At 57.1% G+C, this 12,001-nt stretch carries 8 protein-coding genes and 1 pseudogene; 5 read left to right on the top strand and 4 right to left on the bottom strand.

The genetic code is table 11. The features are described from left to right. The first annotated feature begins 82 nt into the window (after window positions 1-82). The 4 genes and pseudogenes from K5I40_RS12055 (at window position 83) to K5I40_RS12040 (ending at window position 6,283) form a co-directional block, all read left to right on the top strand. Window positions 83-1,462 (top strand): efflux transporter outer membrane subunit, encoded by a 1,380-nt coding sequence (locus K5I40_RS12055; protein ID WP_039031777.1) that lies wholly within the window; start codon window positions 83-85, stop codon window positions 1,460-1,462. 30 nt (window positions 1,463-1,492) lie between these two features. Then, window positions 1,493-1,834 (top strand): cation efflux system protein CusF, encoded by a 342-nt coding sequence (gene cusF / locus K5I40_RS12050; protein ID WP_223074610.1) that lies wholly within the window; start codon window positions 1,493-1,495, stop codon window positions 1,832-1,834. 175 nt (window positions 1,835-2,009) lie between these two features. Beyond that, a pseudogene (locus K5I40_RS12045) lies at window positions 2,010-3,140 on the top strand (efflux RND transporter periplasmic adaptor subunit); the annotation flags it as partial. Continuing rightward, window positions 3,137-6,283, top strand: a complete 3,147-nt coding sequence (locus K5I40_RS12040) for a CusA/CzcA family heavy metal efflux RND transporter (protein ID WP_223074609.1) — start codon at window positions 3,137-3,139, stop codon at window positions 6,281-6,283. The pseudogene K5I40_RS12045 and the gene K5I40_RS12040, both read left to right, overlap by 4 nt. On the opposite strand, the gene rclR is transcribed toward K5I40_RS12040, so the two are convergent. Beyond that, complete coding sequence (gene rclR, locus K5I40_RS12035; RefSeq protein WP_223074608.1) at window positions 6,280-7,143, bottom strand: reactive chlorine-specific transcriptional regulator RclR; 864 nt, start codon at window positions 7,141-7,143, stop codon at window positions 6,280-6,282. The genes K5I40_RS12040 and rclR overlap by 4 nt on opposite strands. Before the next feature lie 159 nt (window positions 7,144-7,302). On the opposite strand from rclR, the gene rclA reads away from it, so the two are divergent. Continuing rightward, a complete protein-coding gene (gene rclA / locus K5I40_RS12030; protein ID WP_223074607.1) occupies window positions 7,303-8,634 on the top strand; it encodes a reactive chlorine resistance oxidoreductase RclA in 1,332 nt (443 codons plus the stop codon). A 34-nt stretch (window positions 8,635-8,668) separates the two neighbouring features. Here the strand turns inward: rclA and parE are convergent, their stop codons facing one another. The 3 genes from parE to cpdA are packed head-to-tail and all read right to left on the bottom strand — an operon-like array spanning window position 8,669 to window position 11,998. Continuing rightward, a complete protein-coding gene (gene parE, locus K5I40_RS12025; protein WP_039031772.1) occupies window positions 8,669-10,561 on the bottom strand; it encodes a DNA topoisomerase IV subunit B in 1,893 nt (630 codons plus the stop codon). Between the two features lie 28 nt (window positions 10,562-10,589). After that, complete coding sequence (gene yqiA, locus K5I40_RS12020; protein ID WP_039031771.1) at window positions 10,590-11,171, bottom strand: esterase YqiA; 582 nt, start codon at window positions 11,169-11,171, stop codon at window positions 10,590-10,592. Beyond that, window positions 11,171-11,998, bottom strand: a complete 828-nt coding sequence (cpdA, locus tag K5I40_RS12015) for a 3',5'-cyclic-AMP phosphodiesterase (RefSeq protein ID WP_039031770.1) — start codon at window positions 11,996-11,998, stop codon at window positions 11,171-11,173. The genes yqiA and cpdA overlap by 1 nt, the downstream gene beginning before the upstream one ends. Between the last annotated feature and the right edge of the window lie 3 nt (window positions 11,999-12,001).

The following is a 12,001-nucleotide window of genomic DNA, read 5'->3' as shown; positions in this document are numbered from 1 at the left end:
CCGTCAAACAGAGTCCCTTTTGTAGAGTAAGCCCCACTGAGACATACCCATTATTAAGCGTCCTGTCCGGGCCATAAAAACTATGCACAATTTAAAATTACTGACGCTCAGCGGGATATTTGTTCTGACGGGCTGTATTTCCCTGGCACCGAATTATTCACGCCCTGATTCCCCGGTTCCACAGCAATTTTCCCTTAGCCAGAATCAGCTGGTGTCGACGCCTGCGAATTATCAGGATACGGGCTGGCGGAGGTTCTTTGGCGATCCGCAGGTGAAAAAGTTGATCGGTGAAGCCCTGCTGAATAACCGCGACCTGCGAATGGCAGCGCTGAAGGTGCAGGAAGCCAGAGCGCAATATGGCGTGACGGATGCCGACCGCTATCCGCAGCTCAACGCGACCGCGAGTAAAACCTGGAGCGGTAAACTTGCGGACGATAGCGGCACCCGGCAGCAATATCAGGCCGGGCTGGATCTCAATTACGATCTCGATTTCTTTGGCCGTTTAAAAAATCTGAGTGAAGCCGAACGGCAGAACTATTTTGCCAGCGAAGAAGCACGCCGTGCGGTCCATATTCTCCTCATCGCAAATGTGTCACAAGGTTATTTCAGGCAGCGACTGGCGTATGCGCAATTACAGGTTGCTCAGGAGACGTTAGCCAATTATACGCAGTCGTATGCCTTTATAGAGAAACAGCTGATCACCGGCAGCAGCAACGTGCTGGCGCTGGAGCAAGCGCGCGGGGTTATTGAAAGTACCCGCAGCGATATTGCGAAACGCAAAGGGGAACTGGCGCAGGCGAATAATGCGTTACAGCTGCTGCTGGGCACCTATAACACCCTGCCGGACGATACCGCGGTAAGCGAGGTGGATATCAACGGCGTAACGTTACCGCCATCGCTCTCTTCGCAGATCCTGTTGCAGCGTCCCGATATTATGCAGGCCGAACATGGTCTGCTGGCTGCCAATGCGAATATTGGCGCTGCCCGCGCGGCCTTTTTCCCCTCCATCACCCTGACCGGCTCGTTATCCGGCAGTAGTACCGATCTTTCAAGCCTGTTTTCAAACGGGATGTGGAATTTTATACCCAAAATCGAGCTGCCTATTTTTAACGCCGGGCGTAATCAATCCAGCCTGGATTTAGCGGAAATTCGCCAGCAACAGTCGGTGGTGAATTACGAGCAAAAAATAGAGTCCGCCTTTAAAGAGGTTGCCGACACCCTGGCGCTGCGCCAAAGCCTGGCGGATCAGCTCGCAGCCCAGAAGCGTTATCTGGCCTCGCTGCAGATTACCCTGCAGCGCGCTCAGACCCTCTATCAGCATGGCGCGGTCAGCTATATCGAAGTGCTGGATGCCGAACGCTCCCTGTTTGCCACCCGACAGACCTTACTCGACCTTAATTACGCCCGTCAGGTCAACGAAATTACCTTATTCACCGCCCTCGGCGGCGGCTGGATTGAATAACGACATCACCCAACTTAAGGAATAGTAATCATGAATATCGTCTCTAAAGCCGTTCTGTTCAGCCTTTTTTCTGCTGTCGCCTTTAGCGCGACAGCCAGTGAGATGAGCACAATGCATGCGGCGGCGCAGACTGCGCAGCAAGAGCAGATCGTACAGGCCACGGGTGAAGTCAAACTCATCGATCCGGACGCGAAAAAAATCACCATTGCCCACGGCCCCGTCGCCGCGCTGAACTGGCCAGCGATGACGATGCGTTTTACCTTCACCCAGGCATCGCAAATCCAGGGCATAACAGCGGGTGACCAGGTCGAATTTACGTTTATCCAGCAGGGCAATATCTCACTGTTGCAGGATATTCGCCGCCAGGATTAATCGTGGCGTACATCATCAATGGAACGTGCATGGGCAATAATATGACGTTTTTTACCCCTAAAAACACCGCGCTTCTGGTCAGCGGCGTAATACTCGGCGGGATACTTTCAGCGGGTGTGTCCTCTTATTTTCAGCAGCACATTCAACGGCTGATGTTCCTCATGATGCAGAACACGCCTCGCGGAAAGTGCTGTTCTGGTATGACCCGATGTATCCAAATACCCGTTTCGACAAGCCCGGCAAATCGCCGTTTATGGATATGGATCTGGTACCAAAATACGCCGATGGCGATGCGGACGCCGCCGCTGCGCCGGGGATCCGCATCGATCCCACTCAGACCCAGAATCTCGGCGTAAAGACAGAGCCCGTTCGCCGCGGGTCGCTGGAATATCGCCAGACTTACCCGGCAAACGTCAGCTACAACGATTACCAGATTGCGATTATCCAGGCGCGGTCGGCCGGTTTTATCGAGAAAGTGTACCCCCTCACCGTCGGGGATAAAGTGCAAAAAGGCGCGCCGCTGGTGGAGCTCACCATCCCGGAGTGGGTTGAAGCACAAAGTGAATATTTACTGCTGCGTGACACCGGCGGAACCGGCACCCAGACCGAAGGCATTCTTGAGCGCCTGCGGCTGGCGGGTATGCCTGATGAGGATATTCGTCGCCTGAAAACAAGCCGTAAAATCCAGACCCGGTTTACCCTGAAAGCGCCGATTGATGGCGTCATTACTGCCTTTGACCTGCGCGCCGGGATGAACATCGCCAAAGACAATATTGTCGCCAAAATCCAGGGAATGGATCCCGTGTGGATCAGCGCTGCGGTACCGGAATCCATAGCATGGATGATCACCGATGCGTCACAGCTGGCGATTTCGGTTCCGGCCTGGCCGGATAAATCCTTCGCCATCAGGAAATGGTCGCTGCTGCCAAGCGTTGATGCCACCACCCGGACGCTGCAACTGCGGCTGCTGGTGGATAACCCCGATGAGTCGTTGAAACCGGGCATGAATGCCTGGCTGAAGCTGAACAGCAAAAGTCAGCCCATGCTGTTGATCCCGTCTAAGGCGCTAATCGACAACGGTGACGAGCAGCGGGTGATCACCGTTAATGCCGACGGGCGCTTTGTACCGAAGCGGGTCCAGGTGTTCCATGAGTCGCAGGGGGTGACGGCGATCCGCAGCGGGATTGCTGAAGGGGAAAAAGTCGTGTCCAGCGGCCTGTTCCTGATCGACTCCGAGGCCAATATCGCCGGTGCCCTCGACAGGATGCGCGCGGCCGATACGTCAGCACAAGGACATGAACAATGATTGAATGGATTATTCGCCGTTCGGTAGCCAACCGTTTCCTGGTCGTGATGGGGGCGTTATTTCTCAGTATCTGGGGTACCTGGACCATTATTCACACCCCGGTTGATGCCCTGCCGGACCTGTCCGATGTTCAGGTGATTGTCAAAACACAGTATCCCGGACAGGCGCCACAGCTGGTGGAAAACCAGGTCACCTACCCGCTGAGCACCACCATGCTCTCGGTGCCGGGGGCGAAAACGGTGCGCGGCTTTTCACAGTTTGGTGATTCCTACGTGTACGTCATTTTTGAGGACGGCACCGATCAGTACTGGGCGCGTTCCCGTGTACTGGAGTACCTCAATCAGGTGCAGGGTAAACTGCCCGCAGGGGTCAGTGCCGAAATAGGCCCGGACGCCACCGGCGTGGGCTGGATCTTTGAGTATGCGCTGGTCGATCGCAGCGGCAAACACGATCTCGCCGAGCTGCGTTCATTACAGGACTGGTTCCTGAAGTATGAGCTGAAAACGATCCCTGACGTGGCGGAAGTGGCGTCGGTGGGCGGCGTGGTCAAAGAGTATCAGATCCTGGTCGATCCGCAGAAACTGACCCAGTTCGGCATCAGCCTGGCAGAGGTTAAATCGGCACTGAATGCCTCGAATCAGGAAGCAGGCGGCTCCTCGGTTGAGCTTTCCGAAGCGGAATATATGGTGCGGGCCAGCGGCTATCTGCAAAGCATTGATGATTTCAACAGCATCGTCTTAAAAGCCGGTGCCGAGGGTGTGCCGGTCTATCTGCGTGACGTCGCGCGGGTCCAGATTGGCCCCGAGATGCGCCGCGGCATTGCCGACCTCAATGGCGAAGGCGAAGTCGCCGGGGGCGTGGTGATCCTGCGTTCCGGTAAAAACGCCCGGGCGGTCATTTCAGCGGTAAAAGCGAAACTGGACACCCTCAGAAAGAGCCTGCCAGACGGGGTGGAGATCGTGACCACCTACGATCGCAGCCAGCTGATTGACCGGGCGATTGACAACCTGAGCCATAAGTTACTGGAAGAGTTCGTGGTGGTTGCGCTGGTCTGCGCCCTGTTTCTCTGGCATTTACGTTCGGCGCTGGTGGCGATTATTTCACTGCCGCTGGGCCTGTGCTTTGCCTTTATCATCATGCATTTTCAGGGGCTTAACGCCAATATCATGTCGCTGGGCGGGATTGCTATCGCCGTCGGGGCAATGGTCGATGCCGCCATCGTGATGATTGAAAATGCCCATAAACGCCTTGAGGAGTGGGACCACCAGCATCCAGGGCAGAAAATGTCCAACGCCACGCGCTGGCAGGTGATCACCAACGCCTCGGTAGAGGTAGGTCCGGCGCTGTTTATCAGCCTGCTGATCATCACCCTGTCATTTATTCCCATCTTTACCCTCGAAGGCCAGGAAGGTCGTCTGTTCGGCCCCCTGGCCTTTACCAAAACCTGGTCGATGGCCGGGGCCGCGCTGCTGGCTATTATGGTGATCCCGGTCCTGATGGGCTTCTGGATCCGGGGTAAAATCCCGGCAGAAAACCGTAATCCCTTGAGCCGCGTGCTGATCCGCCTGTACCACCCGCTGCTGCTGAAGGTGCTGCACTGGCCGAAAGCGACCCTGCTGGTGGCGATGCTGTCGATCCTGACGATTATCTGGCCGCTCAGTAAAGTTGGGGGTGAGTTTCTGCCGCAAATCAATGAAGGCGATCTGCTGTATATGCCCTCCACCCTGCCGGGCATATCGGCCGCGCAGGCGGCTCAAATGTTGCAAATTACCGACAAACTGATCATGACCGTGCCGGAAGTGGCCCGCGTCTTCGGCAAGACCGGGAAAGCCGAAACGGCGACCGACTCCGCGCCGCTGGAGATGGTGGAAACCACCATCCAGCTGAAACCTGAAGATCAGTGGCGACCGGGGATGACGATGGACAAAATCATCGCTGAACTGGATAAGACCGTACGTCTGCCAGGACTGGCGAACCTCTGGGTACCGCCCATCCGTAACCGCATTGATATGCTCTCGACCGGGATAAAAAGCCCGATTGGCATCAAAGTGTCAGGCACGGTGCTGGCGGATATCGACGCCCTGTCGGAACAGATCGAAGTGGTCGCCAGAACGGTACCCGGCGTGACGTCTGCCCTGGCCGAACGGCTGGTTGGCGGGCGTTACCTGAACGTCGATATTCAGCGTGAGAAAGCCGCTCGTTACGGCATGACCCCCGCTGACGTGCAGCTGTTTATCACCTCTGCGGTTGGCGGGGCGATGGTCGGCGAAACGGTGGAAGGCATCGAGCGCTATCCGATTAACATCCGCTATCCGCAACGTTATCGCGACAGCCTGGAGCAACTGCGCCAGCTGCCGATCCTGACCCCGATGAAACAGCAAATTACGCTGGCGGATGTCGCCGAGGTGAAGGTGACGTCCGGGCCGTCGATGCTGAAAAGTGAAAATGCCCGGCCCACAGGCTGGAACTATATCGATTCCCGCGATCGCGACATGCTGTCGGTCGTGAACGATCTCAAAAAAGCGATCGCCGAAAACGTGCAGCTCACGCCGGGCACCAGCGTGACCTTCTCCGGTCAGTTTGAGTATATGGAGCGCGCCAGCCAGAAGCTGAAACTGATGGTACCCATGACGCTGACGATCATCTTTATACTGCTGTATCTGGCCTTCCGCCGCGTTGGCGAAGCCTTGCTGATTATCACCAGCGTGCCTTTTGCGCTGGTGGGGGGGATCTGGTTCCTCTACTGGATGGGGTTTCATCTGTCGGTTGCCACCGGTACCGGGTTTATTGCGCTGGCCGGGGTCGCCGCAGAGTTTGGCGTGGTGATGCTGATGTATCTGCGCCATGCCATTGAGGCGGATCCTTCCCTGGACAATCCGCGCACCTTCAGCGCCGAAAAACTGGATGCGGCGCTGTATCAGGGTGCGGTTCTGCGCGTGCGGCCTAAGGCGATGACGGTAGCGGTGATCATTGCCGGGTTACTGCCCATTTTATGGGGCACCGGGGCCGGCTCAGAGGTCATGAGTCGGATTGCCGCCCCGATGATTGGCGGGATGATTACCGCTCCGCTGCTGTCGCTGTTTATCATCCCGGCGGCCTATAAACTGATGTGGCTGCGCCGATCCCGCCGCACCGGGGGTTAACCGGGTTGTCCCAGGGCCTGAACCCGTTTTCGGTATTCCCCAGGGGTGCAACCGAACGCCCGGGTGAAGGCCTTATGAAACGACGATTCACTGGCATAGCCCACCGACTCGGCAATCAGCAGGATTGATCGCGAATCGCGTGACAGGGCCTGGGCAGCAATCTGCATCCGCAGGGTTGTCAGCACCGCCAGGGGGGTTGAATCAGACACCTCGCGAAAAAGCTGGGCAAAGCTGGCGCGTGACATATGTACCCGACCTGCCAGCGCTTCAACGGTCCAGGGGTGGGAGGGCTGTTCCAGCATCTGGAAGATCACCGTGCCAAGCCGGGGATGCAGCAGCAGATTCAGCACGTTTTTCTCGGACGAGGCGTTGTGGGTCAGCCAGTCACGCACCGCGAGCGCAAACAGCGCCGCCCCCTGCTGGCTGCACAGCAGGTTAGAGCCGGGCCGATCCGCGCTGGACTCCTGCTGCATCAGGGCGATTGCCGCCTGCAACCAGCGAAACGTGGTGCTGTCAGCATCCGGCGCCAGCCACAAGGCTTCTGGCAGTGCCGTCAGGAAATAACGCGCCGAAGGCTGGAGCTGCAAACTGCCGCAGACGATAAAGGTCAGCGCCTCCCCTTTCTGGCTCAAACGATGGGCGGAATTCTGCGGCAGGATCACCACCCTTCCCGGGCGCAGGGTGTAAATCTCACCAGAAGGTAACTCCACCTCGGCACCGCCCTCGGTAACCGTATGCCAGCGAATGACCGCAAGATCGCCTGCGGCATGGGGCAGTTGCCAGTCGTGACTCAGATGGCAGTTTTTATCGATACTCCCTTCGGCTGCATTAAGGATCAGCAAACGGCTTAGCGCATCCATACCGGACTCCTGAACAGTAAATTAAGGCCTGGATTATACATTAAGAGCCAATTAAAAGACGATTGAACAGTATTACCAGCGTTACGGAGAAGCGGCTTTTTAACCCTCGTCGGTATACTTCTCACATCAAATATTCATCCAGACACGTGGAGAGACGCTGTGGAACAGTATCAGGCAATCATTATCGGATTTGGCAAGGCGGGGAAAACTCTGGCAGCAACCCTGGCAAAAGAGGGGTGGAAAGTGGCGATCGTTGAACAGTCCAGTTCAATGTACGGCGGAACCTGCATCAATATCGGCTGTATCCCAACCAAGACCCTGGTTCATGGTGCGCACCAGAAACACGGCTTTGCCGCAGCAATGGAACGTAAATCCTCTGTGGTGGAATTTTTACGTGAGAAAAATTACGTCAATCTGGCGCAGTCAGAGAACGTTGACATCATTGATGGGCGGGCTGAGTTTATCGATAACACCAGCGTTCGCGTGTATCAGGATGACGGGGTGATTGAACTTAAGGGTAACAAGATATTCATTAATACTGGCGCGCAATCTGTCGTCCCGGATATCGACGGGATCACCACCACGCCCGGCGTGTATGACAGCACCGGACTGCTCAATTTGACCACCCAGCCAGAGCACCTCGGCATTCTCGGTGGGGGGTACATCGGAGTGGAATTCGCGTCGATTTTTGCCAACTTTGGCAGCAAAGTGACCATCTACGAAGCGGCTCCCCTGTTCCTGCCGCGCGAAGATCGTGATGTCGCCGATGCCATAGCAGCCCTGCTGCGTGATGATGGCGTCAACATTATCCTCAATGCCCAGGTGCAGGCGCTTTCTTCCCGGGAGGGTCGCGTACTCATCCATACGCCAGAGGGGGTTGATGACGTTGACGCATTGCTGGTCGCTTCCGGGCGCAAACCGGCCACGGAACAGCTGCAGTTGCAGAATGCGGGTGTGGATGTCGATAGCCGCGGAGGCATCATCGTCAATAAATACCTGCGTACCTCTGCCGATAATATCTGGGCGATGGGGGATGTCACCGGAGGTTTGCAGTTTACCTATATTTCCCTCGATGACTTTCGCATCGTGCGCGATAGCTTGCTGGGTGAAGGGAAACGCACAACGGACGATCGCCAGAACGTGCCTTACTCGGTGTTTATGACGCCCCCGCTTTCACGGGTGGGTATGACGGAGGAGCAGGCGCGCGCCAGCGGATTAAACATCAAAGTTGCCACCCTGCCCGTTGCGGCTATCCCGCGTGCAAGAGTCATCGATGATACCCGTGGTGTGCTCAAAGCGGTGGTAGATGCGGACAGCCAGCGAATTTTAGGGGTCTCACTGCTCTGCCCTGATTCACATGAAATGGTCAATATCGTCAAAACGGCGATGGATGCCGGGCTGCCGTATACCGCTCTGCGGGATCAAATTTTCACCCATCCTACGATGAGTGAATCGCTGAACGATCTGTTTGCCGGCTTTATCTGCCCCTGAAAGCAAAAACCCTGCATCGCAGGGTTTTCAGGTATCAGCCCTCGATATCCGCCAGGTCGCCCTTCTCCTGCAGCCAGTTGCGGCGGTCTTCCGAGCGCTTCTTGGCCAGCAGCATATCCATCATCGCGTTGGTCTGCTGCTCGTCTTCATCGCTGATGGTGAGCTGCACCAGACGGCGGGTATTTGGATCGAGCGTGGTTTCGCGCAGCTGCAGCGGGTTCATCTCGCCCAGCCCTTTAAAGCGCTGCACGTTAGGTTTGCCCTTCTTGCGCTTGAGCTGCTCCAGTACGCCCGCTTTCTCTTCTTCCGTCAGGGCGTAATAGACCTCTTTACCGAGATCGATACGGTACAACGGCGGCAGCGCCACATACACATGGCCGTTTTTCACCAGCGTACGGAAGTGCTTCACGAACAGCGCGCACAGCAGGGTGGCGATGTGCAGACCATCGGAGTCCGCATCCGCAAGGATACAGATCTTGCCGTAACGCAGCTGGCTCAGATCCTCGCTGTCCGGATCGATACCGATCGCCACAGAGATGTCATGCACCTCCTGTGACGCCAGCACCTCATCGGAAGAGACTTCCCAGGTATTCAGGATCTTACCCTTCAGCGGCATGATCGCCTGATATTCACGATCGCGCGCCTGCTTGGCCGACCCGCCCGCGGAGTCCCCTTCGACGAGGAACAGCTCGGTGCGGTTCAGATCCTGCGCGGTACAGTCCGCCAGCTTGCCGGGCAGCGCAGGGCCGCTGGTGAGCTTTTTACGCACCACTTTCTTCGCGGCACGCAGACGGCGCTGGGCGCTGGAAATTGCCATTTCGGCCAGCATCTCTGCGGCCTGCACGTTCTGGTTCAGCCACAGGCTGAAGGCATCTTTTACCACGCCGGAGACAAACGCCGCGCACTGGCGCGAGGAGAGGCGCTCTTTGGTCTGCCCGGCAAACTGCGGATCCTGCATCTTCACGGAGAGGACGTAGGCGCAGCGCTCCCAGATATCTTCCGCCGACAGCTTCACGCCGCGCGGCAGAATATTGCGGTATTCGCAGAACTCACGCATCGCGTCCAGCAGGCCCTGGCGCAGGCCGTTAACGTGCGTTCCGCCCTGCATGGTCGGGATCAGGTTAACGTAGCTTTCGGTCAGCAGCTCGCCGCCTTCCGGCAGCCACAGCAGCGCCCAGTCCACCGCTTCCGTATCACCGGCAAAATTACCGATAAAGGGTTTTTCCGGCAGGGTCGGCAGGCCGTTAACCGCTTCGCCCAGGTAATCGTTCAGGCCGTCCTGGTAGCACCAGCGCTGTTCGCTGTTGTTGACCTCATCCTTGAAGGTGATCTCCACCCCAGGGCAAAGCACCGCTTTCGCTTTCAGAATGTGCGTTAAGCGTGAGACGGAGAAGCGCGGGCTGTCGAAGAAGCTCTCGTCCGGCCAGAAGTGGACGCTGGTGCCGGTATTGCGTTTGCCGCAGGTGCCGATCACCTTCAAATCCTGCACTTTATCGCCATTCTCGAAGGCGATGTTGTAGACCTGGCCGTCGCGCTTAACGGTCACTTCAACCCGTTTTGACAGGGCGTTGACCACGGAGATACCTACCCCGTGCAGACCACCCGAGAACTGGTAATTTTTGTTGGAGAACTTACCGCCCGCGTGCAGGCGGCAGAGGATCAGCTCAACGGCCGGCACACCCTCTTCCGGGTGGATATCGACAGGCATGCCGCGGCCGTCGTCGATCACTTCCAGCGACTGGTCGGCATGCAGGATAACGTCAACGCGTTTGGCATGACCCGCCAGCGCTTCGTCAACACTGTTATCAATAACTTCCTGGCCCAGATGGTTTGGGCGCGTAGTATCGGTGTACATCCCCGGACGGCGGCGAACCGGCTCAAGCCCGGTGAGTACCTCAATGGCATCAGCGTTATAGGTTTGCGTCATGATTTAAACTAGCAATTCGCAGCGATTGTCAGAGGCTGTGCAGACCAAGGAAATCGACAATCTGGGTGAAATGATCCTCAAAGCCCGTGAAGGCATGATTACCGCCCTCTTCTACAGTCTGGCGGCAGGAGGCGTAATACGCCACTGCCTGGCGATAATCCAGCACTTCATCACCCGTCTGTTGCAGCAGCCAGATGAGATCTGGCGCTTCCAGCGGATCAATCTGCATAACTTTGAGGTCGTAAATATGGCGAGACTCTAGCACATATTGCTGTCCGGTGTAGGGGTTCTCGTTGTGGCCGAGATAGCCCACCAGCAGCTCAAAAGGCCGCACCGCCGGGTTTACCACCACAGCAGGGACCATAAAGCACTGGGACAGCCAGGTGGCGTAGTAGCCGCCGAGGGAGGAGCCCACCACGCCAAAGGACTCGCCGCCGTGCGCCATGACGATGGCCTCCAGCATTTCGGCGGCGTCTGCCGGGTACGGCGGCAGTTGCGGGACGATCATCTCAACGTGGGGATGATGCACTTCCAGCCATTGGCGAAACAGCGTCGCTTTTGCCGAGCGCGGGGAGCTGTTGAACCCGTGCAGATAGAGGAGCGCAGACATCAGTATCCTTCTGAAGCGGTATCCGGGCGGAACTCGGTGCCTTGCAGGCGGCAGACTTCGGTCGTCAACGAGCCGTCGGCATGCAGTTCCAGCCAGCGCCAGCCTGGCGCAATGGTATCTAACGTGAAGTTCGCGCAGTGCGGTTTAAACTGCACGCAGGTAGAAGGCGTAGCCAGCAGGCGGCGACCGTTCCAGTCGAGATCCTGCTCCTGGTGAATATGGCCGCAGAGTAAGTGCTTCACCCGGGGGAATTTTTCCAGCACCTGATCCAGCGAGGCAGAGTTGCGCAGGCTGTGCTGATCGAGCCAGCTGCATCCTGCCGGCAGCGGATGATGATGCAGTAAAAGCAGGGTGTGACGCGCCGGCTCGGCCTCAAGTTTCGCTTCGAGCCACTCCAGCTGAAAATCGCTCAGCTCACCGTGCGGTACGCCGAAGACCTGGCTGTCGAGCAGCAGAATTTGCCAGTTGTCACCGGTGTAAACCCTTTTGGCTGGAGAAATGCCTGAATCCTGAAGCGCGCTGTACATCGCAGGTTGAAAATCGTGATTTCCGGGTAGCCAGACGCAGGGCGCGTTAAAGCTCGCGATACCTTCAGCGAAATGCTGATAAGCCGCGGCGGTTTGGTCCTGCGCCAAATCGCCCGTTGCGACTATCAGATCGCATTCGCGCTTCTGGGCATGAATGGCTTCCAGAACAGCCTGATAACTCTCCCAGGTGTTCACACCTAACAGGGTCTCATGCTTATTGGCAAACAGGTGAGTATCGGTAATTTGTAATACCCTGACTGGCGCCCCACCAGCAACAGTCAGGTTCAACAGGCTTTCCAAATG

The organism is Leclercia sp. LTM14 (assembly GCF_023736175.1).
Taxonomy (GTDB): domain Bacteria; phylum Pseudomonadota; class Gammaproteobacteria; order Enterobacterales; family Enterobacteriaceae; genus Enterobacter; species Enterobacter barmai.
This window is presented reverse-complemented; position numbering and strand designations above follow the sequence as displayed.